Source organism: Streptomyces zagrosensis (assembly GCF_014203645.1).
GTDB classification, from domain to species: Bacteria; Actinomycetota; Actinomycetes; order Streptomycetales; family Streptomycetaceae; genus Streptomyces; species Streptomyces zagrosensis.
Window position 1 is genome coordinate 1 of sequence record NZ_JACHJL010000004.1, and the last position, 23790, is coordinate 23790.

Annotated in this window: 18 protein-coding genes; 3 read left to right on the forward strand and 15 right to left on the reverse strand. The window is 66.1% G+C overall.

Annotated features, from left to right (window positions below):
- Positions 1 to 452 precede the first annotated feature (452 nt).
- The 8 genes from FHS42_RS09105 to FHS42_RS09145 all read right to left on the reverse strand — a co-directional run bounded on the left by FHS42_RS09105 (position 453) and on the right by FHS42_RS09145 (position 5863).
- A complete protein-coding gene (locus FHS42_RS09105) occupies positions 453 to 812 on the reverse strand; it encodes a hypothetical protein (protein WP_184570819.1) in 360 nt (119 codons plus the stop codon).
- 22 nt (positions 813 to 834) lie between these two features.
- Complete coding sequence (locus tag FHS42_RS09110; RefSeq protein ID WP_184570828.1) at positions 835 to 1719, reverse strand: ETX/MTX2 family pore-forming toxin; 885 nt, start codon at positions 1717 to 1719, stop codon at positions 835 to 837.
- A gap of 317 nt (positions 1720 to 2036) precedes the next feature.
- Positions 2037 to 2417, reverse strand: coding sequence for a hypothetical protein (locus FHS42_RS09115; protein WP_184570829.1), 381 nt, complete (start codon positions 2415 to 2417; stop codon positions 2037 to 2039).
- 1107 nt (positions 2418 to 3524) lie between these two features.
- Complete coding sequence (locus tag FHS42_RS09125; RefSeq protein WP_184570834.1) at positions 3525 to 4037, reverse strand: NUDIX domain-containing protein; 513 nt, start codon at positions 4035 to 4037, stop codon at positions 3525 to 3527.
- Positions 4034 to 4582, reverse strand: a complete 549-nt coding sequence (locus FHS42_RS09130) for a sigma-70 family RNA polymerase sigma factor (protein ID WP_184570836.1) — start codon at positions 4580 to 4582, stop codon at positions 4034 to 4036. The genes FHS42_RS09125 and FHS42_RS09130 overlap by 4 nt, the downstream gene beginning before the upstream one ends.
- Positions 4583 to 5022: 440 nt before the next feature.
- Positions 5023 to 5232, reverse strand: coding sequence for a hypothetical protein (locus tag FHS42_RS09135; RefSeq protein WP_184570837.1), 210 nt, complete (start codon positions 5230 to 5232; stop codon positions 5023 to 5025).
- A 77-nt stretch (positions 5233 to 5309) separates the two neighbouring features.
- Positions 5310 to 5621: a hypothetical protein gene (locus FHS42_RS09140; RefSeq protein WP_184570839.1), complete on the reverse strand. Its 312-nt coding sequence runs from the start codon at positions 5619 to 5621 to the stop codon at positions 5310 to 5312.
- 8 nt (positions 5622 to 5629) lie between these two features.
- Complete coding sequence (locus tag FHS42_RS09145) at positions 5630 to 5863, reverse strand: DUF7848 domain-containing protein (protein ID WP_184570841.1); 234 nt, start codon at positions 5861 to 5863, stop codon at positions 5630 to 5632.
- 153 nt (positions 5864 to 6016) lie between these two features.
- Here FHS42_RS09145 and FHS42_RS09150 point away from each other — a divergent pair, with 153 nt between their 5' ends.
- Positions 6017 to 7252, forward strand: a complete 1236-nt coding sequence (locus FHS42_RS09150; RefSeq protein ID WP_184570843.1) for an NsdA family TPR-like regulatory protein — start codon at positions 6017 to 6019, stop codon at positions 7250 to 7252.
- A 499-nt stretch (positions 7253 to 7751) separates the two neighbouring features.
- On the opposite strand, the gene FHS42_RS09155 is transcribed toward FHS42_RS09150, so the two are convergent.
- Positions 7752 to 9695, reverse strand: coding sequence for a TIGR03960 family B12-binding radical SAM protein (locus FHS42_RS09155; RefSeq protein ID WP_184570845.1), 1944 nt, complete (start codon positions 9693 to 9695; stop codon positions 7752 to 7754).
- Between the two features lie 287 nt (positions 9696 to 9982).
- Complete coding sequence (locus FHS42_RS36770) at positions 9983 to 12478, reverse strand: hypothetical protein (protein WP_184570847.1); 2496 nt, start codon at positions 12476 to 12478, stop codon at positions 9983 to 9985.
- Between the two features lie 212 nt (positions 12479 to 12690).
- Between FHS42_RS36770 and FHS42_RS09165 the strand changes: the two genes are divergently transcribed.
- A complete protein-coding gene (locus FHS42_RS09165) occupies positions 12691 to 13296 on the forward strand; it encodes a hypothetical protein (protein ID WP_184570849.1) in 606 nt (201 codons plus the stop codon).
- On the opposite strand, the gene FHS42_RS09170 is transcribed toward FHS42_RS09165, so the two are convergent.
- Positions 13293 to 14984 (reverse strand): CYTH and CHAD domain-containing protein, encoded by a 1692-nt coding sequence (locus tag FHS42_RS09170; protein WP_184570851.1) that lies wholly within the window; start codon positions 14982 to 14984, stop codon positions 13293 to 13295. The genes FHS42_RS09165 and FHS42_RS09170 overlap by 4 nt on opposite strands.
- 554 nt (positions 14985 to 15538) lie before the next feature.
- Here FHS42_RS09170 and FHS42_RS09175 point away from each other — a divergent pair.
- Positions 15539 to 18178 carry a SpoIIE family protein phosphatase gene (locus FHS42_RS09175; protein ID WP_184570853.1) on the forward strand — a complete coding sequence of 880 codons (2640 nt, stop codon included), beginning with the start codon at positions 15539 to 15541 and terminating at the stop codon, positions 18176 to 18178.
- A 142-nt stretch (positions 18179 to 18320) separates the two neighbouring features.
- Here FHS42_RS09175 and rodA read toward each other — a convergent pair whose 3' ends face one another.
- From rodA to mreC, 4 genes are all read right to left on the reverse strand, one after another.
- A complete protein-coding gene (gene rodA, locus FHS42_RS09180) occupies positions 18321 to 19520 on the reverse strand; it encodes a rod shape-determining protein RodA (RefSeq protein ID WP_184570855.1) in 1200 nt (399 codons plus the stop codon).
- On the reverse strand, positions 19517 to 21772 hold the full coding sequence (gene mrdA, locus FHS42_RS09185; RefSeq protein ID WP_184570857.1) for a penicillin-binding protein 2: 2256 nt from the start codon (positions 21770 to 21772) through the stop codon (positions 19517 to 19519). The genes rodA and mrdA overlap by 4 nt, the downstream gene beginning before the upstream one ends.
- Before the next feature lie 109 nt (positions 21773 to 21881).
- Positions 21882 to 22631 (reverse strand): rod shape-determining protein MreD, encoded by a 750-nt coding sequence (gene mreD, locus FHS42_RS09190; RefSeq protein ID WP_184570859.1) that lies wholly within the window; start codon positions 22629 to 22631, stop codon positions 21882 to 21884.
- The gene (mreC, locus tag FHS42_RS09195) at positions 22628 to 23566 is read right to left on the reverse strand and encodes a rod shape-determining protein MreC (protein WP_184570861.1); all 939 of its coding nucleotides are present in this window, start codon (positions 23564 to 23566) and stop codon (positions 22628 to 22630) included. Before mreC ends, mreD begins: the two co-directional genes overlap by 4 nt.
- Positions 23567 to 23790: the final 224 nt, after the last annotated feature.

Here is a 23790-nt window from a genome sequence, read left to right on the forward strand (position 1 = left end):
GGCCGGGGAGGGCCTCCCCAGTTCCCGCTGTCACCGTCGCAACGTTCCATGCCCCATACGCCGGGGAGTCCTTCACGGCTGCATATCCAGGACCTTCGCCGCTTCCATGGCCTTCGCCCTGATTTCGGGGGCTCGGCACTCCCTGTTCCCGCCCCGAAGGACGGGCCTCTAACGACGCCGCAGGCTTCGCTTCATGCTACGGACCGCTGCTTTGCTCCCCCTTTGAAGGGCTTTCGACACTGGGCTTCGACACCGGGCGTTTCCCCCCGACGCCGCCAGTCTGCTACCGGGCCTCCTGGCAGCTACCCGGACCGGACTCACACCGGCAGGCGACAACGAGCTTACGACTCAAGATCAGCTACATCACGAAGACCTCCGAGCCTGCTGGGCGCGCGAACGATCGAGGCTAAGGCAGCGACCCGGCGGTACGGTGGCCGCCCCGGGGATCTGATTTATACAGCGCCGCTCTCTGTTTCCCAGTGGCATGTGTAGGCATAGGAGTGGACCTCGCCGTCCGGTGTCGCCAGATCGAGCTTCACCTTCATGTCATGACTGGTGAAGTCCACATCTACCACGGAGTGGGTTTTGTATCCCATCACGCTGGCATCGCCCTCGCAATGAGGCTGCGAAGGGCTGAGGATGCAGTGCAGCACTGGCATTCCGAACAGCGTGCCTTCGACAGTCATAGCAGGGGGGTCGGACACGTACGCGCACCGGTAGGTGACCGGCCCGAGGGCGAATTGCGCGACCCAGTTATCGTAGATCCCGGAGTTGGTCTCGTTGTCCTTGAGCTGCGCTAGTGCGGTGGCCATGACGGCCCTCCATTCGAGAGTTTCACGCTGGGTTCGTGGGGCTGGCGCCGATCGGCATCTTTCCGTCCCGGCTGCGTTTAGCTGGCGCTGAGAATCGGTGAGTGAGCACGTTGCCGCCGCCATTATCGCGCTTGAGATTCTTGGTTACGACCTTGACCGACACGCCCTGACCACCGGTGAAAGAACCGGTGGCTGCGGCAACCGCGTTACCGTCGTCGGCCCAATAGCCGGATGTGTCGATGAGGTTGTTGTTGACGCAGTCGCTGATTACCCAGCCGATGGGGTAGAACCAGAGCCAGTGGTAGTCTTCGCCGTGGTTGAGGTCAACCTTGTTGTTGAACCAGATGGCAACGCAATTGTCCAGGCCGGCATTCGACGTCCAGTTGACGTCGTACGTGGCGGTGTCAACCGTCATATACGCTTCCACCTGCGAATGTGCGGGCACCTTGACCGGAAGCTCGACCGACCATTCTTGCTTATCGGTTTTCGCCCTCGAATTTGTATCGGTAAGGCTGACTTCCATCTTGTAAGTGGCGCTGACTTTGCAGATTTCTGGCGCTGCGACTTCCGCTTTCAACTCGATACCAATTTTCAGTGTCTTGCTCGTGGTCTGCGTGAATGATTGCTCCGTGGAGGCACCTTGCTTGTAGGTGACTGATTGCTCGACATCCGTCTGATTGTCGTACACAACGTCGCCGGTGTTGAAAGAACCGGGCGTTGGCACTGAGGCCGGATCATATTGGATACCCAGGAACTTCACGCCAACTTGGTGCTGGTGGTAGGCGTCGAGAGAACTCTGTGACGAGTAGTCGGTGCTGGCCGTGTACCAGTAGCCGCCAGAGTCCGGATACTGGGTGTTGGCCATCCAGTCACCCCAGGCATCTGTGATTTCCTGCAAAGAGGCCACGGTCGTGCCTTTCTTTCGGGTCTGAGTTTCAGTCGCAAGACATGTCCGAGTCTCACGCCCGTCCTTACGATTAACGCCAGTCCGTACGCCGAAACTTTCTCGTGCGCGCCTCACCCGACCAGATGCGTTGCCACATCCTCCGTGTATGCGCCGTAGCAGGCTCAATGCCTGGACGGCATCGCCGTCAGCAGCGCCTGGGCGGTCGAGCCGCTGACGCGGCGCTTTTTGACTCCTGCGGCGTGCACCGCACTAGATGAGGGGGTGGTGCTGCGACCCTGACCCGATACGGTCGCCATGGGTGGTGCTGTTCTCGCCGCCTAGGAAGCAGCCGCCTTGGCTTCTCTTAGGGTTTTGCGGTACTCAAACCAGGTGCGCGCGGCTTCGGCTATGGCGCATAGCTGGGCCTCACCAAGGCTGCGGTCAGCTCGCTTTTGGTGCATCCGGTGTGTGGCTCGTGCGAAGGCGTCGATAGCTACTGAGTTGGCCTGGGCCCACCCCTTCGACCAGGCGGCCCAGGCTTCTGCGTCGCCCGAAGAGTGCCCAGCCGCTACGAGCTGGACCACGAGGCAGGCCGGGTCGATGAAGGCAGCGCCGATCGTCGGCCAGGACCAGTCCACGATCCATGTGTCACGCGCGCCGATGATGAAATCACCTGGGTTGATGTCGGTATGGGCAGGGTCCGGCCCCGGAAGAGACATACGTCCGCAGGATCAGCGAATCGGTCCCACCGGGTTTCAGTCCAGTCTGTTGCCGCGGCAGGCGGCTGCAAGTTTTGGACTTTGGCAAGGGAATTGAGTACGGCGGGTAAGTCGCAGGAGCCGCGCGCAAAGTCCGGTTTCCTGCCCTCTACGGCCTCGAAACCGAGAGCGATCCATTTATCATCGTGTGCGGTTCATAGCAGATTAGGGAACACGATTCCCACAGTGGCTGCGATGTCTCGCTCACGCAGGATGGAGTCACAGCGTGGGCCAGAGCGATTGCGCATCGCTTTGACGAAGAGGGCCCTTTTTCGCAGTGGACGAGGGCCCCTAAGTCGGAGTCGAATCCCAGTTCGGTGAAGCTCATGATGGGTAAATCCCCGGTGTGCGGATGGATGAGGGACCAGAAATCTGGTCCAGGTGAGAAGTTGCCCATACGCCTCTCCGAATAGGGGTTAGTGGGAATCTGGTGGCCCGTCTCAGTCGCCGGACACTACCGCGGCGACTGAGACGGGTGCTAGGGGTGGTGAGCTCGTTTCGCGAGCCTTGTTTTACGAGTGGTAGCCGTTGGTGAGTAGCGGAATGCCCTCTCGTAAGTGTTGAGCGCGCCGCGCGTTATCGATCCGGCGCGCGATATGCGCGCTGGTGTGGCTGCTTACCTCTTGTAGGGGATGAGAGCCATTGTGCTGTAGTCGCTGCTAGCGGTGTCTGGGAGAGCAAGTGTCCGCTCCTCGTCCTTGCTGAGTACACCGCCATAGATAACGAGGCGGAGCTCTCCGACGTTAACGGTTGTGTCTTCGATAGTGCAGGAGTCCACGGCCAGGACTTGCCACATAGAGCGTTCGTGCCCGGTGTCTCGCAAAAGACACCGCGTCGCGCCTTCACCGACTGTTTCGTCTTCCAGGCGTTGCCCGCCGGGAAGAAGCCAGTTCCCGTCACCGTGGCGGGCGTGGAGCATGAGAACGGCTCTCATGTTATGGCTTTGCACCAAGATGTTGACGTTCCACTCTGGGGACGTTTTACGTCCTTCGGCCAAACCCATAGCGCCTTGCCTCTTCTTTCACGATTCGCTATCTCACTTGCCGTACAGGCGTCTCGTTGCGGGGGTTAGGTGCTGCGTGGGCTGGACTTGCCGTCAATCAACAGGGGAAGATAGCGCCTTTGCCGCCTACTGCTGAGTGCCTGTGTCACTCGCTCTGCAATGCGCGGTGAGCACTGCTCATAGAGATGACTACTGGGAATGAGACCGATCTCGCGATGCGCTGCGCGGGCACGCTCGGGAAGAGACAGATTCGACGCCTCTTCGTCAGTCAGCGTGCCCCCGTCGTAGACGATGTGCAGTCCCTCGCCCTTGTCCTCAGCCGAGGAAGCCGTGCGGTAGTCCAGCGCAAGTACGTCCCGGACAGTGCGCCGAATGTTCGTTTCCCGCATCAGTCGCCGCTCAGCCGCTTTTTGCGGGGCCTCATCCCTGGCGCGGGCGCCCCCCGGAAGGTGCCATTTCGCGTCTCCGTAGCTGACCAAGACCATGAGAACGCTGTCCTGCGGTCCTGTGAGGAGCACGCTAGCCCCTACGTCTAGAGGCGGGGGGAGCCGGTTCGGGTTGACGTCTGCGGAATTCATTTCTTTTCCTCCTTCGACTCGTCCGGTCGCTTCCGGGGCCTGCCGGGGCGCCGGATGACCACGCACGCATCACGCAGAAGATGACGCGTGTATGGCACTGATACGCCGAGACGCGACGCACATTCCTTGACGGTTGTGCTTGTGTTTTCGAGATACATTTTCTTCGCAACGGGAGTTAACGCCTCCCGGACCCTCCTACTACGTTCTGCTACCTCGCCGGTTCTCACCTCCCCGATTCGCTCAACCCGCTTCCTCACGGACTCGGAGCTCATGCCCAGTTGCCGGCTAATTTGGGCTAGAGACAGGCCGTTATTGAAGTACAGTTCCGCGGCGAGTGACGCCGATTCGGGGCTGATGGGTTGTGAACTCGTACGGCCGGAGGAGTAACGACCAGGAAGTTTTACTCCCGCCTCGTTGAGCCATCTCCTTGCTGTTCTGCTACTCATGTCGAACGACACAGTGATCTCTCCGACGGTTTTTCCAGCCGCAAGCCCCTTGATGAGCTCTTGTATCGCGGCTGCCTTCTCCTTAGCGGTGTAGCGCACTTTTCCTCGGCTAGAGGTGTTTGCGGACGGGGTCTTGTCGAGAATTACAGGAGTACGAGCAGCCCTGCCACCCCGAAAAAGAACACGACGATAACCACCCATAAAAGAGCCACTTTCACGTCTGGATTCATGCCTAGCGCCCTCGTCTGGACCCACTTTCCGGCAGCATCATGGGGGGCAGGCTGCCGGAAAGTGGTAGCTGATGTGAAATGCACCGCACGCCGACCTGAAGGCTACCGGGTGTCTTCAGGGTGACCGCGAGTCATGTGCACATCCATCGCGATTAGCACCAGAGACACGGCGTTATGATCACCGATGCCGCTTGCCTGTATGAGGTCCTTCAGAAGCTGGGCGCACTGAATGCATGTCCGGGGGTCCACTTGACCACCTCGCGGCGTGACGAGATTCAGTCGAACCCGTTCAGACATTTTCTTACCTCACTATGCCTGAGTTTCGAGGCGTTCCACGTGTCCGGGCGGGACGAGCCATTCCCTGCCCCCTTGCTCGGGCCCCAGGAACGCTATGGGTTGCTTACGGCGCCGCCATGGGAGTTCGGCAGGGTCCTCGTAATCCGGTATCACGTCGCGCAAGATACCGACTCGGCCCTCGTCGTCTTCGACCCTTTTACCAATGTCCTCAACCGTGACCATAGGAGATCCTTTAGTCAGTCACTGCCAAACGTGTGAGCGCCGCTATAAGGACTGCGACGACAATCCCCGCCACTCCCTCAATGTGCATCGCGGCGCCTCCTTTCTCTCTCGATCCTGCCCGCGCGCCTGTCGTACGCGTCGCAGGCATCCGCCACGCTGTCCAGCGACTCGGCTAGCCACCATCGTTTGAACTGGGTCACCTCGGTCCCGGCGTCGGCAATGCGTCGCTCTGCGAGGTTCACCAGGAGGCCCACCGGCTTGTCTAGGCGGTGACTTTCCAGGGCCCGTTTCAGTGCTGGCCCGGCATCGGCCAGCGCCTCACCGAAAGTGGTCTCACTGCCGAAACGCAATCGTCCACTGATGTCCCGCAGTTGACTCGCCTTAGACACGTGCTCACTCACTCAGGACGCACAGTCAGGTAGTCGATGACCGTGCGCCGGAAACGGTCGTGCCCCGGGTGGCGACTCGCGTGCGCCAAGCACCAGTCCCGTAGGGCCCGTTCGCCCTCCTCATCCGCTTGGTCTCCCCAGATACCGAACAGGTCACGGCATCCGGGGGCCACACACGCGGCCTCGAACTGCTTGACGGCCGCCCGGCCCTGACGGATGACCTCGTCGCCGACGACGCTCACGACGCGCCCCCTTGTCTATGTCGGGGGTCCCACGATGGGCCAAGCGCGCATGAGGACGACAGGACGAAACGGGGCCGATCGACTACCACCCCTCCGTCTTTTTTGCCTGCTCATTACTATTGTGGTGAGCCCGTGGGCCATTACTCTGAGCTGATGGAGCACAACGCGGCGTTAGTCGCCGCCATGGACGCCGAGGGTCTCAAGCAGGCCGATCTGGCACGCAGGTTGGATGACGAAATTCGGCGCATCACGGGCAGGGACACACAACTGACGGAACGTCAGGTGCGGCGTTGGGTCAGGGGTGAGGCGAAGTGGCCGCAGGAGCTGCAACGCCTGGCGCTGGAAGCTGTGTTCAAACGATCGGCGGTAGAACTAGGGTTCAAGCCTCGGACCAAGTCAGTCAAGGAGGACTCATTGCGCCGCCGTACGTTCGTGAACGCTGCCGCTGGAACCGTTTCCGCCGCAATAGGGGCGTCCGCCCCGTCGCGCATTGGCGCGAGCGACATCGAGCGCCTACGCGGCGAGTATTTGTCAATTAATAGTGACTACCGGTCGCGCGGAGGGAACCAGGCGCTTGAAGATCGCGCCACGAACCTCCTAGCACGAATGCAATCAGAGCTGTCGAGAAGTGCTATGTCCGAGCGGTCTCGCACAATGCTCTATCACCTCATGTCCGATGTGGCCTGTTCTGCGGCCACTTGCGCTTCCCACGCCATGGCCTTGGAGCGCGCCCGGATGCACATGCATAAAGCTGGCATGTTGGCGGGACTATCAGGCAGCAGTGACGCCCAATTTCACGTATGGACCAGTACGTCAACACTGGCCGCACGGCGCGGGGATTTGGTCGAAGGCGCAGCCGCGGCAGACGCAGCACTCAGGCAAGCCATTTCTAAGAGGGACCCTCTCTACAAGTCTCTGGCTCACATGCGAGCTGCCGCCAATGCTCACTCTCGGGCCGGCGACCTGCCAAGCCTCGAAAGGGCATTGAGTGCAGCCGAGCGTTCCTTTGATCGCCATACGGCAGTAGAGGAGCGGGCGCCATGGATCGCTTTCTATGGCCGATCCCAATTCGAAGGCTTAACAGGACTCTCATGGTTGCGCGCGGGCAAACCAGAGCGGGCAGAGTCTCACTTCCACCGCACCCTAGCAGCGATCCCCGATAACTATGCGTATAGCCGTCTACTCTACACGGGGAGGCTAGCGGAAGCCCAGGCAGAGCAAGGGGAAGTAGAGTTAGCCGCCCATACAGGGAGTCAAGCGCTCGAAATGCTCCAGGGCGTCGATACGAAACTGGCCACGAGACCTTTGGTAAGGGTAAGGGAGATTGTGGCATTAGCAGGGACAAAAGACGGCTGTGTGCGTGAATTCCTGGAGAGGAGCAACAGGTGAACCTCAGCACCTTCACCAGCGCGGAAGCCGCCGACGTTCGAGACATGATCCTCGACATGCACGGCGCTGTTCACGACGGATCAAACGACCCCTTCCACTCTCGCGAGCGCTTTAGTTGGTTCTACGACAGGTGGAGCATGAAACCTTCATGGTCGTGCGTAACGTCCCGCCCGCTTCGGCCCGTTGGCCACATGACCAACGCGTGACCAACAGCGGGCAGGAACGGGTAGAAACGCCTGGTCAAGGACTCCACCCCACAACAACGATGACCCCCTGAACAGGCGGCAGAACACCTGGTCAGGGGGCCCTTTTGCTAGTAGTTAGGCAGGGGGTGGCGGTCCCGACCGGCGCGGGGCGCAGGCAAAGGCGTCCGCGCCCCCGGCCTGGTCCCCTCAGCCCTCCTCGGCGTCCCGAGAGAGCGCAGAACGACGTGGCGCTCAGCCTCCGGAAACTTCCGTCAGCGTCTTCGCCACACGCTCGGCCACCGCCCGGTCCACGGCTAGCTCCCCTGGTCGGTGGGCTGCTTCACAGTCAGCGGCAGCAACTTCTTGCCGGTAGGCCCGACTTGAATGTCGAGGTCGAGCTGCGGGCACACGCCACAGTCAAAGCACGGGGTCCAGCGGCAGTCTTCGACCTCGGTCTCATCGAGCGAGTCCTGCCAGTCCTGCCACAGCCAGTCCTTGTCCAGGCCGGAGTCCAGGTGGTCCCAGGGCAGGACCTCCTCGTAGGTGCGCTCGCGCGTGGTGTACCAGTCCACGTCCACGTCGTACTGAGGCAGCGTCTTCTCGGCGCAGCGCATCCAGCGCTCGTACGAGAAGTGCTCGCGCCAGCCGTCGAACCGGCCGCCGTCCTCGTACACGGCGCGAATGACAGCGCCGATGCGCCGGTCGCCGCGCGAGAGCAGGCCCTCGATGATGCCGGGCTTGCCGTCGTGGTAGCGAAAGCCGATGGAGCGGCCGTACTTCTTGTCGCCGCGGATCTTGTCGCGCAGCTTCGCCAGGCGTGCGTCAGTGTCCTCCACTGAGAGCTGCGGCGCCCACTGGAACGGTGTGTGCGGCTTGGGTACGAAGCCGCCGATGGACACGGTGCAGCGGATGTCGTTGGAGCCCGACACCTCGCGGCCCTTGGCGATCACGTTGATCGCCATGTCGCCGATCTGGAGGACGTCTTCGTCGGTCTCGGTGGGCAGCCCGCACATGAAGTACAGCTTCACCTGCCGCCAGCCGTTCCCGTACGCCGTGGAGACGGTACGGATCAGGTCTTCTTCGGAGACCATCTTGTTGATGACCTTGCGGATGCGCTCCGAGCCGCCTTCGGGGGCGAAGGTCAGGCCCGAGCGGCGGCCGTTGCGGGTCAGTTCGTTGGCCAGGTCGATGTTGAACGCGTCCACGCGGGTGGACGGCAGCGACAGGCCGATCTTGTCCTTCTCGTACCGGTCGGCCAGCCCCTTGGCGACATCGGCGATCTCGGAGTGGTCCGCCGAGGACAGCGAGAGCAGCCCGACCTCCTCGAATCCGGTGGCCTTCAGGCCCCTGTCCACCATCTCGCCGATGCCGGTGATGCTCCGCTCACGCACCGGCCGAGTGATCATGCCCGCCTGGCAGAACCGGCAGCCCCGGGTGCAGCCGCGGAAGATCTCGACCGACATGCGCTCGTGCACGGTTTCGGCGAGTGGGACCAGCGGCTGCTTGGGGTAGGGCCATTCGTCCAGGTCCATGACGGTGTGCTTGGACACCCGCCACGGGACGCCGGACTTGTTGGGTACGACGCGGCCGATGCGGCCATCGGGCAGGTACTCGACGTCGTAGAAGCTCGGAACGTAGACGCCTCCGGTCCTGGCGAGCCGGAACAGCACCTCCTCGCGGCCCCCGGGGCGCCCCTCCGCCTTCCAGGCGCGGATGATCTCGGTGATCTCCAGGACTGCCTGCTCACCGTCGCCGATGACCGCGCAGTCGATGAAGTCCGAGATCGGCTCCGGGTTGAAGGCCGCGTGACCGCCGGCGAGCACGATCGGGTCATCGAGGGTCCGGTTCGCGGCCTCCAGCGGAATGCCCGCGAGGTCGAGCGCGGTGAGCATGTTGGTGTAGCCGAGCTCGGTGGAAAAGCTCAGTCCGAAGACGTCGAACTTCCCCACCGGCCGATGGCTGTCCACGGTGAACTGCGGCACCTTGTGCTCGCGCATCAGCTCTTCGAGATCGGGCCAGACGCTGTACGTTCGCTCGGCGAGCACGCCCTCGCGTTCGTTCAGCACCTCGTAGAGGATCATGACGCCCTGGTTGGGGAGCCCGACTTCGTACGCGTCGGGATACATGAGCGCCCAGCGGACGTCGCACTCGTCCCACTTCTTCACGGTGGAGTTCAGCTCTCCACCCACGTACTGGATCGGCTTCTGCACATGCGGGAGCAGAGCTTCGAGCTGCGGGAAGACCGATTCGGCAGACATACCCGGGAACCTTCGTGAGCTGACGGGGAGCACACCCCCAGCCGGAGGCTGAGAGCGGGTGACCCTCAAGCCTAACGCGATCGCTGTAAGTCCCCCCACCCGCAGCGGCCTCGCCGGCCCCCGGACCGGCCGTCGCGCAGCGCCTGGCCCCGCCGATCAAGGGAACGGCGGGGCCGGGTGGCCGGCTCCGCTCCGGGCGGCCCCGCAGCGTCTGCCGTGGGCACGGAGCCGGCTGTGTGGTCACCGGGGCGCCAAGCGCACCAAAAGCGCCGGCCCCGGTGCTGAGGTCAGCCGGTGCCGCCGTTCCTGCGGCGGCGGACCCACCAGGTGAGGGCCGCGCCGGCGGCGGCGAGGGCCGCGGCGATACCGGCGATCAGCCCGACTGGGGCGCTGCTGCCGGTGTCGGCGAGGCCGCCGCCCGGGTCCTTCGGGCCGCTGGTTGGCGGCAGCGTGGGATCGGTGCCGCCGGTCCCTGTTGGGGCCGGGGTCGGGCCGCCGCTGTCGGTCGGGGTTGAGCTCGGCCCGCCGGTGCCGGTCGGGGTCGGGTCCGGTCCTCCGGTGCCCGTGGGGGCCGGCGTGGGCTCTCCGGAGCCGGTGGGCGTGGGCCCGCCCGTACCGGTCGGCGTGGGGGTCGGGCTCGGCGTCGGGTTGCCGTCGCCTTGCTCCGGGCCGGAACCGTTGCCGCCGAGGTAGGCCGTTTCGGTGTCCCGGTAGGACGTCTCCGCATGGACGGAGGTCTTGGTGGTGGTGTCCAGGCGCGGCTTTTCCACGGTGAACTGGGTCTTGGTGATGTTGCGCTTGGGCGACTTGGAGAAGTCAACGCCGCCTACGCCCTGGTTGTAGACCTGGCCGCCGTACTCCAACTTGAACCACTCGACGCCTTCACGGCCGGACTTCATGTACCGCTCATAGGTCTCGTGCTTGGACCAGTTGGCGTTCTCACCGCGCAGGGGCCAGCGGGAAGCGTCGTTGCTGTTGATGATCGACCGGAAGTCGGTCGGCTTCTTGGCGTCTTGCTGGCGGGTCCACTCGGCAGCCACCCGGGAGGCGTACACCCGGCGCAGGTCCGCGTACCCGGGGGAGGTGTTGACGCGCTTTTCGACCTCGGGCATGACGTGCTGCCGCAGCAGCCGTTCGCTGGTCCGCTTCTCCGGGTCGGTGAGGTCGCATACACGGGCGCCCGGCGGATGCCACTCGACGTCCATCCACTCGGCGCTCACCTTGAGCGGGGCGTCGAGGATGTAGATGCCGCCGTCCTGCTCGCGGACCTTGGCGGTCTTCGGCTCGATCCACAGCCTTGTCTCCGGGAAGCAGGGGAGCCCGGCACGGCGAGGCGCATTGTCCCAAAAGGTGCGGGCGCTCGGGTGCTTGTCGGGGTTGATGGCCGCGGCGAAGTCGTGCTTCATGGCGAGGTCGGCTTCGAGCAGGGTCCGGCCGGCGTCCGTCTTCGCGAACGCGTTGTCCATGATCCTGTCCGGCTGGTCCGGATTGAGATTGACCCAGAACTTGTCCGGGCTCAGGGCGAGCCAGGTGAAGAAGGCGTCCGAGGCGAGTTGGAGCTTGGCCTTTCCACCCCAACCCGGGTTGGCCTCCTCGTCCTTGACGTAATCGGCCTTGAAGGAATAGTCGAGGGCCTTGCCCTTGACGGGATTGCCGACGTAAGAGAGTTCCAGGGTGGTGAAGTCCACGCCGCCGGGTCCGCGACCGAGGCCGCCGCGCGTGTTGGCGCCCTGGTACTGGCGCTGGACCTGACGTGCCTGGTCGGGCGTGTCACCGGAGCGCCAAGCGGCGTCGTTGATCGGTCCGAGGGTTCCGGCACGGCGGGGGTCGGGGTTGAAGACCTTGTCGTAGCGGGTGTATTGGTTCGGCCTCCACCGCGGGGCCGGGGTGTTGCGCTGCTCACGGATGGTCACCGGAGTGGAACCCGGCTTCCCGCGCTCGTTGGCGAGCTGGCGGTTGAGGGCGTCGAACTGCTTGACCGTGTTGCTCGTGGTCTTCTCGCCGGTGATCAGGCGCAGGCTGTGGTCCCGCCACTGCGGGTCTCGCAGGACCAGGCGGTCATAGCCGAACTGGCGCGCGATGTGCTTGCCGTTGGACTTGAACTCGACGAATTCCCTGGTCCTCGCGTTGTACGCGTCATATCGGCGCACGACCGGCTTGCCGTCCTTATCGACAACCGGCTTGCCGTCCTTGCCGCGGACGGGCACTTCCTTTTGGCAGATCCAGTCCGGTCCGACCAGCTTGAAGTCCTTGACGATCTTCCGCTCGAAGGAGTCGCCCTTGACCCGGTTGACCTCGTTGCCGATGATCCAGCGGTCCATGTACCGCGAGAAGTCCCGGGTGGGCTTGCCACTGGTGCGCAGGTGGTTGCCGTAGCGGGCGTAATACTCAAGGACCCGGTACTTGGTGTTCTTGGACTGCTCGTACTTGGCCTTCCACTTCTCGATGTCGGCCGTGGTGTCGCCGGCGAGCTTTTGCTGCGCCGCCGAAGGGGCCTTCAACCCGTCGAAGGCGTGGGCAGGGTTGTCCACCGGGTAGGAACCCCGCTCTTTGTCGGGGTTGACGCTGTAGGGCTGGTTCTTCCCCTTGATCCCCGAACCCGCGACCGGAGTGTCGTACGTGCGGCCCAACCACTTCTCATCGCAGCGTCTCCCTGGCCCGGGCGCGGCATCGGCATCGCCCTGAAGAGCGGGCAGTCCGGTGAGCAGCATGCCGGCGGCAGCGCAGGCCGCGAGGGCGAAGCCCGGGCGTATCCTGAGCCGTTCTCGTATGGGTGTACTCAACTCGTGTCCCCTGTTGGGGGGCTCGTGGGACAGAAAACTCGGCGGCACAGGGCCCCCGTGACATGTCACCGCCAAGGTCACCCTAGAGGCAGCTGAGCCAGCTGATGTGACGTGCCGTAACGTGTCGCGTTTCAACTCGGTTACGGACGCAACTCGGTTACGGGAGCGTTCGGTTCGCCACTCCTCCCCATCCCTTCCTACACTCGGCTCCCATGAGTGATCGCATGGACCACGGCCGCGCCGCACAGCGGCACCCGGAGTTGGTGGCCTGGCGCACCGCCCGCGCCGACGGGTTCGAACAGTGGGCGCGGGAAACAGGCACGCCACGGACGTGGGACTTCAGCCCCGAGTCGCTGGCCGCCCTGGAAGATCTCGTACGCGACCGGTATGCGGACCCGGAGGAGCTGTTCGCCGCACGGCGAGAGCCGTTCCTGCAAGGCGCTTGCTGGTATCTCGGAGAGGTCGTGTGCAGGGCGAAGGGGCAGGTGTGGAAGTTCGAGCCCTTCGCCCTGCACGGCGCACCGCTGCCACCGCTCTTCGCCGCCGCGTACGAGCCGGGGACGATCGACTACCCGCAGGTCGGGGCGGCGAACGCGGACATCGATGAGGCGCTGTCCCCGATGGGCGCCCTGTACACGCTGCTCTCCGGGGTGGATGACGCCGGCGAGCCGCACGACGCGCACCTGCCAGACCTCCTGGAGGCCGACGCGGGCGACGCGGGCCCTACAGATGACACAGATGACGCGACCGATACAGATGACACAGACGACACGGCCGACGCGGCCGATACGCACGGCGCGGACGGTGCCCGGAGCTAGATCGGGCCCGCCGGGCCCGGGTCCGTGACGCGGGCGCACACGCCGGGCAACTCGCGCTCCAGGGCCGCCGCCGCGGCCTCCTCCCTCCCGTACAACAGCCCGAACGTGAACGTGCTCTCCCCCGCCACATTCGCCTGCGCCGCGATGTCGCGCAGCGCGGCGCGCGCCACCACGCTGTCCTGGTGGTCCCCGAGCACCTGCTGCACCTCCTGCACCCGGGCGGCCAGTTCCTTCGCGGCCCTGCCGAGCCCCAACTCGGCGGCCTCAGCTGCGTACCGGGCCCGCTTGGCGGCCTTGCGTGCGCCGTGCAGCGCGCCATCGCGTTCGGCGCCTGCGGGCAGCGCCAGGGCTGCGGCCACCCGGGCGGCAAGCCGATCGCAGTCCTTGAACACTGCCTTCCGCAGCACGCCGCCCGGTGGCTTCGCCGCGCCTGAGCGCAGCAGGGGCATCCCGGCGGCGGTGGCGGGCGGGTGTACGCGGAAGGCGTCGAGCGCGGCGAGCAGCGCCAGATAGCGGTCCCCGTCGAGCGCGGCGAGCAGCCGTTCGCGCGAGTGGGCATGCTCGGCGTGTGACCAGATGCGCAGCCTGGCCTGCACCGGGCCGAGCAGCAGCGGGCCCGGCACCGTGTCGAGTCCGGCGCCGAGCCGGGCCGCAAGTACCTCGCGGTCGCGGTTGGCGCTCAGCTCACCGGCCAGCCACTTGAGTTCGGCGCCCACGGGATCGGTGGCGGATCGGTCGATGACCCTGCGGTACGAGCGGAAGACGCTGCGCAGCCTGCGCGTGGCGACCCGCATCTTGTGCACGGCGTCGGGGGTGTCGAGCCGCACGGCGGGATCAAGCGCGACGATGGCGGCGATCTGCCGCCGGACGTAGTCGAGCACGACGTCTGCGGCCGTGGGTTCGGCGGCCGTGTCTCCCCCGCCGAACAGGGCGTCCGCGCCCTTGCGCTGACGGGCCTTCTTGGCGCTCTTCGGGTCCGTTTTCCGCTGTTCTTCCCGCCGTGCGTCGGTGAGCGGCGCGTGCTCGCCCGGTCGGGAGCCCGTTTCGTCCAGTGCGCGGGCGAGCTTGGATCGGGAGCGCGCGGCTCGCAGGCCCAGCGCGGTCAGGTGCTGCTCGATAGTGTCCAGCAAGGCGGCGTCCTGTCCGGGGGCGAGTTCGACCTCGACCTCGGTCCAGCGGGCGGATCTGGCGCCTTCACCGGCCGGCGGTTGCGCGGTGACGCGGTCGATGCTGATCTCGACGAGCAGGTGCCCGCCGCCGTCCCGCAGGTGCCACGCCGCGCGTTCGGTGCGCAGCCGCACCAGCGGGACCAGCGGCGCGCCGCGGGTGCGCGAGCGCACCAGGGCGACGAGGTCCGCCGGCGCGCTGTCGGCGAGCGGTGCACGCACCTCGTCCCTGACCACGTCATCGCCGGCGCCGGTACGCGGGGTGCCCTTGGGGCGTACGGGGAGCTTGAGGTGCCACCCCTCGTCGGAGCCCCCGGTGCGGCGGCGGAGCGTGACACCGTCCGCTGCGAGCCGCTGATCGGCGGTGTCGTAGTACGTGGCGTCAAGCGCGACGGTGCCCTGATCCGTGGCGGAGGCGACGCCGGGCAACTCGCTCAGGGCGGACAGTTCGGTGAGACCGATCGGCTCCGCGCCGTCCTCGGCCTCATACTTCCGTTCGATTTCTCGTACGGTCTGTACCATGACGTGACCTTACGCGCGAATCACCTGAATCGGCGAATAGGCCAAATTACTTACCCCGTTACGGCTCGAAGTACCGCGCTTTCTCCGCCAATATCCGGCGGCGCACCAACTCGGCCGCGCTCCCGCCGCGGCACCCGGCGTGAGGTTCGTCCGCGCACCGGCGAGTACCCGCAACTGCGGGTCACGGGGGCTGCGAGCGCCAGCGCGGCACCGACGCCGCCGAGTTAGCGGCCAACTACCCAGCAGGGGCGTGCAGTTGACCGCACGCATACACCGGGACGCAGGGCGCGGGGTGCGGCAGAAGCAGCCACCGAAGCGAGCGTCATCACGGAGCGCTAACACCCCGAACGCACCAGCTCCCCCACGCCCCCGCCTGGCCCCGCAGGCTCCCCCACCTGGCCCACAGCAGTGGTACGCGAGGCGGATGGCCCGCTGACGAAACGTGGCAATCCGCCTCGGTTTCCTCCCTGGCTGCGGGCACCGCCAACGCGCTGACTAGTGCAAACGTGCAGAGCGCGGCTGCAAGGACACTCAGCGTGAGGCAGGCTGGACGCATGGGCAACCCAGATCCGCCGAAAGCACAGTCGCGGCACTTTCCGCAGCGGTCGGAGAGCGTCGCGTCGGCTCGGCGTTTCGTCCGGACCGCCTTGGGCGGAGCCGCGCCACACGTAGTCGACACCGCTCAGCTTCTGGTCAGCGAATTGGTGACCAATGCGGTGCTCCATGCGGCCACCGATGTGCACGTGTCGGTTCGAACCGTTGGCAGCAGGGTGTGCGTGCAGGTCAGCGACGCTCGGCCCGCCCGCTGCCTGACGCCGCGGAAAAGCCCTCCGTACGCCGGTACGGGACAGGGCCTGGCCATGGTCGAGTTGCTCGCGTACCGCCACGGGTTCGAAAGCGGTGAAGACCACAAGACGGTGTGGTTCGAGCTGCGGTCCGATGGCCTGCCACCGCCGTCCTCCGGCTGGCAGCCCGCCCTGCCGGCGTCCTTCAGCTCCCGCGAGACCGTCATGCTGGTGGACATGCCGAGCACCTTGTACTCGGCATCCGAACAGCATCGGCACGCGCTGCTGGGCGAGCTCGCGCTCGCCGCATCCGCCGGAGACGGACTCGGTGTCGAACCGGAGGATCTTGCCGCCGCTCACGACATGAACAATGTCATCAGCGCCTGTGTGACGGCCGCGCTGAAGCAGCATCCGCCCCTTACGGACATCCACTCCCTGCCCCTGCCGGTACCGGCGGACGCCGCACCATCGATGGCGGCCCTGCGTCAGGTGCTCGAACTGGCCGAAACGGCAGCCCGGGAAGAGCGCTTGCTCACTCTGCCGGCTCTGCCGCGTAGCCGCGCCTTTCAGCAATGGCTGCTAGACCAGATCATCGGCCAGCTCAACGGCGGATCACCCACCGCATGGACGCTGGTGCCCCACGAGCCGGGCGTCAGCCCCTCGGAACTGGTGCCGTGGGACCACAGCCATGTGCGGGCCAGCAGGGTCCCGACCATTGCCGCCGACGAGACGAACCGGATCGTCGCAGCGAACGGGCCGGCGGCCGACCTGCTCGGCTGGAAGGCGGACGAGCTCGTCGGACACAGGCTCACCACCATCGTTCCGGAGCACTTGCGGCAACGCCACATCTCGGCGTTCACCTCGCTGCTGCTCACCGGTCAGGCCCGCATCCTGGGCCGCTCGGTGCCGCTTCCCGCGCTGCACCACGATGGCCACCTGGTCCCTGTCCGGCTGATCATCCAGACCCAGGAGACGACCGACGGCCGCACCGTGTTCGTCGCCCAACTGGCCCCCAGGGCGACCGAACCCGTGCATGCGCAGAGCGCTCCCGAGAAAGGTCAGCCCTCGGCGCCCCAGGAGCCAGGCGGCCCATACCGCCCGATCGTCCCGGAACGCGACAGCAGGCCGAGCGGCTCCGATACGGACATGTCGGCGCTAGAGCGGCTCACCCTGCTGGCTGGCATCGGCAACGCGCTGAGCAACACCATGAACTTGCACGAGGGGTTGCAGAGCGTGGGCCGGATCTTGACGCAACAGCTGGCCGACTGGTGCGCGGTGGACCTGCTCGACAACCATGCCCAAGTGGACCGGGCCTGCGTCGTCCACCGCCGTCCGCCCCAGGGGCTGCTCCCCCAGGAGTACGAGGGCAGGCTTCCCCCGATGTCCCAGGTCGCGCGAGGCCCCCTGGCCCGAGTGCTGCGCGGCGCGGGCCCGCTGCTGCTCACCGAGGCTCCCCCGCCGCCCCAGACCGAGAGCCCCCTGGACACCCAGTATGTGGAGCTGTTGGAGCAACTGGGCACGACGAGCGCCATCATCGCCCCGCTTCGGGCGCGCCGGGAGATCTTCGGTGCCTTGACCGTTGCCCGCATGGGTGCGGACCGGCCGTTCACCGCGGACGAACTGTCCCTCGTTGACGACGTGGTCCGCACCCTCGCCCTGGGAGTGGACAACGCCCGCCTGTACCAGGACACCCGCAACGTCGCCGAACGCCTCCAGCACTCACTGCTCCCCAAACTTCCGGTTGTGGAGCACCTACAGTTGGCCGCCCGCTATGTCGCCTCGTCCGCCACCGCGCAGGTCGGCGGCGACTGGTACGACAGCTTCCTCGTCTCCGAGGGCACGGCGCTGGTCATCGGCGATGTCACCGGGCACAACCTCGACGCGGTCGTCATGATGGGCCAGTTGCGCAGCATGCTCCGCGGCATCGCCATTGATCGCCAAGAGCCTCCGCAGGCGGTCCTGCGCCGCCTGGACCTGGCCAACCACAGCCTGTACCAAGAGGCGACGGCCACCTGCCTGTACGGCCTCCTCAAGGGCCCCGCCCACGGTCCCTGGGAATTTCACTTCTCCTCCGCGGGGCATCTACCACCGCTGCTGACCACCGCGGAAGGCGACACCTGCTACCTCGAAGACGGCGCGGGCCTGCTCCTTGGGATGGACCCCGACATGCCCCGCCCCGACGGCACAAGCGACCTGCCGCCCCACTCGACCCTGCTGCTGTACACCGACGGCCTCATCGAGCGCCGCGGCGAATCCCTCGACCACGCCATGGCCCGACTGCGCCGCCTCACCGCCACCCTGGCACGCGAGCCCCTCGACGTGTTCTGCGACGAACTCCTCATCGGCCTAGGCGCCGACAACGCCGACGACCTAGCCATCCTCGCGGTACGCCCCACCCCGCCCTCCTGATCGCAACCCAGGCGCGCCCCACGCACAGGCGCCCCGGGCGCCGTCCGTCACGGACAGTTCCCAGGGCGCCAGCCAGCCAGCGCAGCGATCACCGCAGCGACCGCGCGCGCCAAGGCCACTCAGCGGTGCGCAGCGACCGCCGTTACGCCGATATCGACCGTTGTACCTTGATCGACTGAAGCAGGCCGATCGCTATCCACGCGGCGAACATCGAGGTGCCGCCGTAGGAGACGAAGGGCAGTGGCAGGCCGGTGACCGGCATGATGCCGAGCGTCATGCCGATGTTCTCGAAGGACTGGAAGGCGAACCAGGCGATGATCCCGGCCGCGACGATGGTCCCGTACAGCTCGGGGGCGCTGTGGGCGATGCGGCAGGCGCGCCACAGCACCACGCCCACGAGCAGGATGATCAGGCCGCCGCCGAGGAAGCCGAGTTCCTCGCCCGCGACCGTGAAAACGAAGTCCGTCTGCTGCTCGGGGACGAACTGCCCGGTGGTCTGGCTGCCCTTGAACAGGCCCGAGCCGGTCAGTTGGCCCGAGCCGATGGCGATGCGGGCCTGGTTGGTGTTGTAGCCGACGCCGGCGGGGTCCAGGGCCGGGTTGGCGAACGCGGCGAAGCGGTCGATCTGGTACTGGTCCAAGATGTTGAGCTGCCAGATCAGCACGATGCCCAGCACGCCCGCGCCGAGGATGCCGGCGATCCAGCGGTTGGACGCACCGGATGACAGCAACACGGCCAGCACGATGACGGCCATCACCATCACCGAACCGAGGTCCGGCATCAGCAGCACGATGGCGATGGGCACGGCGGCGATGGCCAGGGACTGGAGCACGGTGCGGTGATCGGGATGCTGCCGGTCGCCCGCGTCCACCTTGGCCGCGAGCAGCATCGCCATGCCCAGAATGATGGTGATCTTGGTGAACTCGGAAGGCTGGAGCGAGAAGCCGCCCCCGAGCTGAATCCAGGAGTGCGCTCCGTTGACCGTGGAGCCCAGCGGCGAGAGCACCGCGAGCACGAGGATCACCGAGAGCCCGTAGAGCACCGGCACCGCGCTGCGCAAGGTGCGATGGCCCAGCCAGATGGTGGCAACCATCATGCCAAGGCCGAGGCCGGTGTTGAGGGTGTGCCGGAAAAGGAAGGAGTACGGGTCGCCGCCGGTGAGCTCGGTGCGGTTGCGGGTGGCGGAGTAGACCAGTATCGCGCCCATCGCGGACAGCGCGAGCGCCGCGATCATCAGCGTCCAGTCCAGTCGGCGCACGATCGAGTCGCGTGCCGTCAGCTTTCCCCAGGCGCCGGGCTCCGGGCTGAAGCGGCGTACGAAGAAGCCGTCCCAGGAGGTCACTGTCCTCGCCTCCCGGCCGCCACGAACGGCGGTGCGGCGGGGGTGAGCGCGGAGACAGGGCGATCGCCCGCCGCCAGCGTCGTCACCGGCCGCTGGTCCAGTTCGCGTGCGGCGAGTACGGGTGTCTGCTCGACCGGCACGCTCTCCTTGGGAGGCTTGATGCGCGGCGCCTCGATCGTGCCGTCCTTCTCGATCGTGGGCAGCTTTTGCTGCGGAGTGGGCAGCAGGCCCTTCTTCTTGTCGATCTGGCCCTTGGCGTCCACGCCGTACAGCGCGCTGTAGATGTTGCGTACGGCCGGGCCCGACGCACCGGAACCGGTGCCGCCCTGCGAGATCGTCATGACGATCGTGTAGTCCTTGGTGTACGAGGCGAACCACGAGGTCGTCTGCTTGCCATGCACCTCGGCGGTGCCGGTCTTCGCGTGCATCGGGATCTTGTCCTGCGGCCAGCCACCGAACCGCCAGGCGGCGGAGCCGTTGGTAACCACACCGGCCAGCGCCTTATCGATCTTGTTGCGGGTCTCGCCGCGCATCGGCAGCTTGCCGTGCGAGGTGGGGGCGATCTCCTCGACCTTCTTGCCATCGGGGCTGACGATGGCCTTGCCGACCGTGGGGTCATACAGCGTGCCGCCGTTGCTGATCGCGCTGTAGATCGACGCCATCTGTATCGGCGTGACGAGGGTGTCGCCCTGTCCGATCGAGTAGTTGACGCTGTCACCGGCGCGCATCTTCATGCCCTCGGCGCAGTTCTCGCGAGCGACCCGGGTGGCGTAGTCCTCTTTCTTGGTCTTCGCTTGCTTGCACCAGGCGTCCTTGTTGGCCTCGTAGAAGTCCTTCTTCCACTGCCGGTCGGGCACTCGGCCGGGGACCTCGTTGGGCAGGTCGATGCCCGTTTCGTCACCGAGCCCGAACTGATGGGCCGTCTTGTAGAAATAGTCGCCCGGCTTCTTCTTCGGGTTGTTTCCGCCGTCTTTTTGCCACTGCTTGTACGCGAGGTCGTAGAAGACGGTGTCGCAGGAGACCTCTAGGGCGCGGCCGATGTTGATCGGTCCGTAGCCCTTGGACTCGAAGTTCTTGAAGACCTGGCCGCCGATGTTGAAGGCGCTGCTGCAGTTGTACGTGTTGTCGAAGGCGTAGCCCGCGTTCACCGCGGCGGTCGCCGAGATGACCTTGAAGATCGAGCCGGGCGCCGCCTGTCCTTGGATGGCCCGGTTCAGCAGCGGATAGTTGGAGCTCTTGCCGGTGAGCTTGTTGTAGTCCTTGCCGGAGATGCCGCCGACCCAGGCGTTGGGGTCGTAGGTCGGGTTGGAGGCCATCGATACGATGCGGCCCGTCTTGGACTCCATGACCACAACGGCGCCCGCGTCCGCCTTGTAGTTCCGGTTGGTGTTGCGGTCGTGCACCTTGCGGGCGGCCTTCATCGCCTTGTTGAGCTCCTTCTCCGCTATGGCCTGCACGCGCGCGTCGATGCTCGTGACGACGTTGGCGCCGGGCTCAGCCTGGTCGCTGTTGGCCTTGCCGATGACGCGCCCGAGGTTGTCCACCTCATAGCGGGTGACTCCGGCCTTGCCGCGGAGGCGGCTGTCGTAGGTGCGCTCAAGCCCGGAGCGGCCGACCTGGTCGGACCGCAGCAGCGGCGACTCGCTGTCCTTGGCCTTCGTGATCTCTTCGTCGGTGACCGGCGAGAGGTAGCCGAGCACCTGCGCGGTGTTGGCCTCGCCGGGCGCGGCGTAGCGGCGTACGGCGGTGGGCTCGGCGCTGATGCCGGGGAACTCTTCGGCCCGCTCGCGGATTTGGAGAGCCTGCTGGGTGGTGGCCTCGTCGGTGATCGGGATCGGCTGGTAAGGGGAGCCGTTCCAGCAGGGCTGCGGAGTCTTCGCGTCGCACAGCCGTACCTTGTCGGCGACCTCCGTGGGCTCCATGTCGAGCACCTCGGCGAGCCGGCCGAGCACGGCCTGGCCGTCGTCCGGCATCTTTATCAACTCGGTGCGGCTTGCGGAGACCACGAGCCGGGTCTGGTTGTCGGCCAGCGGTACGCCGCGGGCGTCGAGGATGGAGCCGCGTACGGCCGGCTCGACGACCTGTTGGACATGGTTGTTGCTGGCCTGGTTGGCGTACTCGTCGCCGTTGCGGATCTGGAGGTACCACAGCCGGCCGCCGAGCGTGAGCAGCAGCGAGAACACCAGGATCTGAATGGCCACCAGCCGGATGGTGATCCGGGTGGTCCGCCCGGTCTCCGGAATGTTGCTCACCGTGTCCCCCTGACCAGTTGGTACCGGAGCGCGTATCGGTTGTCATACGAGCCGCCGTCCGGGCCGCCATACGAGCCGCCGCGCGGGCCCCGCGCAGATGCGTGCTGCCTCACAGGCGCTTGACCCCCTTGATGCGTGCCGTCTTGCTCTTGACCGGCTTGGCCAGCAGGCCGCCGCGCTGGCTGCCGATGCGTACCGACTTGCCCAGCCGAATGGACTTGCCGAACCGGCTGGGTTTGCCGAGCTGGGCAGCCTTGCCCCAACCGCCGACGCTGCCACCCGCGCCGGAGCCGGGGGTCAGCCAGTTCGGCGAGCGGTCCCTGGTGCCGCCCGACGAGGTGCCGCCACCGTCGCTGAGCGGATGTTTCTCGGTGCGTCGGGCAAGTGCCATCACCAACGGCACGATGAAGGGCGCGAGCAGCAGGTCGTAGAGGGCCGCGGTGAACAGCAGCTTGCTCAGGCCCACGTGCCGGGCCGCATCGTCTCCGACGAGCGTGCCGACCGCCGCGTACAGCAGCGTGGCACCGATCGCGGCGCCCACGACCACCAACATCGGGCCGGTGGCCGAGCGGAGTTGGCCCTTTTCCGGCTTGGCGAGCCCGGCCAGGTAGCCGATGACGCACAGCACCAGCGCGTACCGGCCTGCGGCGTGGTCGGCCGGCGGGGCGAAGTCCACCAGGAGTCCGGCGCAGAAGCCGATCACGGAGCCCGCGGTGTGCCCGTAGACGAGGGCGAGGCCGAGCACGACAAGCAGCAGCAGATCGGGCACGGCGCCCGGCAGTTGCAGTCTGGCCAGCACGGTGACCTGGAGGATCAGGGCAACGACCACCAGGAAGGACGAAAGGGTGATTCGTTTCACTGGGCTGCGCCTCCGGGCGTCGCGTTCGCGCTGGGGGGGACCGTCACGGTGATCTTCGGAGTCGGCTTCTTCGCGGGCTTGGGCGGCAGCACCTCATCGCGCGGGTTGGTACGCGGCGGCTTGACGACGACGCCGACGATGTCGAGCTTGGTGAAGCCCACGTACGGGCGGACCTGGACGGTGCGGGTGAGGTCACCGCGCGAGGGGTCGACGCGGACCACCTCGCCGACCGGGACGCCGGGCACGAACGGCCGGTCGGCCCGGGAGCCGAAGGTGACCATCCGGTCGCCCTTCTTCACCTTGGCCTTGCCGTTGAGGAGTTGAACGCGCAGCGAGCGGTCACCCTGCCCGTTGGCGAAGCCGATCTCGCTGGTCTTTTCCAGCCGGGTGCCGACGGTGAAGTCGGGGTCGTTGGCGAGCAGCACGGTGGCGGTGGATGGGCCAACGGTGGTGACCCGGCCGACCAGGCCGTCACCGTTGATGACGGTCATATCGCGGGCGATGCCGTCGTTGCTGCCGGCGTCGATGGTGACCGTCCAGGAGAAGCCCTGGGCCGCTCCTATCGCGATGACCTCGGCGCCCTTAATGCCGTATTGGCCTCGGCCCGCTGTTTTGAGCATCGTGTCGAGTTCGGCGGCGCGAGCGCGATTGCGGTCGTCGCTGCCGAGCTTTTGCTTGAGCACGGCGTTCTCGCGCTCAAGGCTGCTGATCCGATCGTGTCGATCATCGGAGTCCCGTACGGCGGCGATGGCGTTGCCAACCGGGTCAACGGCGGTGGCCACGGTGTCTTCCACCGGACCGAATACCGTTTGTGCCGCCGTGCGCGGCTTGTCGAGCGGGGAGTCCTCGCCACCGCGGATATCCACAGTGATCAGTGCGAACGCGATGGCGACCAGCAGCACCAATAGCAGCCGGCTCTCTCGGGTGTCCCTCACGTACGGCGGCCGTGCCTTCCTCGTCGGACCGGCCACTCCGGGGCGGCGGCCGGTCGGGGCGTCCTGCCTCTATGGAAACGCTGTCCGTACGGACCGCGTCCTGGGTTGGGGGGTCCTGCTGCGTACCGCGCGATGTGCGGCTACGAGTGACGCGGCATGCGCTGTACCGGTGATGCGGGTTTTATGACGTCATACGAGGTTTACGCGACCCATTATGCGGAGGT